A 630-nucleotide genomic window follows, 5' to 3' on the forward strand; every position below is an offset into this window, starting at 1 on the left:
CGACGCGCATCTTGCATGGTTTGCGCATGGGAATTTGGGTGAGCACGTCCCGCACCTCCATCTTTTTTCGAATTTTGTCAGCGTCATAGCCTCTTTCTGCCAACAGGACGCTCGGCTCTGGCAGGTTGTCGGCCATGATGAGGTCGAACCCCAGATAATCGGATGTCTGTCCCGGCGTGATCTCAGTCCTCATGGGCAGGCCTGCTGCACTGACGCGGAGGTGGATCTTGGTCGTGAAGTGGAAGGTGGTCCAGAAAACGATCCGGTGGATCGTTTTCCCACCGGACGCTCTTGAGCGACCAAAACCCTGTCGTGGAGTCCCCCTTTTGCGCCCGCAGCCTGATGATGGGCGCGAACCACGGTGCTGTCGACCATTTGGAGAGCATCCGGCGCCGCCCCGCTTTGGTTCAGGGCGTCCATGATGTCCTCCCAGAGACCTGCCCGCGTCCAGCGTCGGAACTGCCGGTAGACGCTCGACCATTTGCCAAATTCCTCAGGCAGGTCGCGCCATGGGGCACCGGTGCGAGCGATCCAGAATATCCCATCAAGAACAAGGCGGTGGTTGGTCGGTTTGCGCCCGTTCGGCGCACGGACCGCCAGGATAAACCGTTCAAAGAACGCCCATTCCTC

Annotated in this window: 1 pseudogene; it reads right to left on the minus strand. The window is 59.8% G+C overall.

Annotated elements, in window-relative coordinates:
- Positions 1 to 630 (minus strand): annotated as a pseudogene (locus FA740_RS19555) (IS5 family transposase); the annotation flags it as partial.

The organism is Paracoccus hibiscisoli, from assembly GCF_005048265.1.
Classification (GTDB): domain Bacteria; phylum Pseudomonadota; class Alphaproteobacteria; order Rhodobacterales; family Rhodobacteraceae; genus Paracoccus; species Paracoccus hibiscisoli.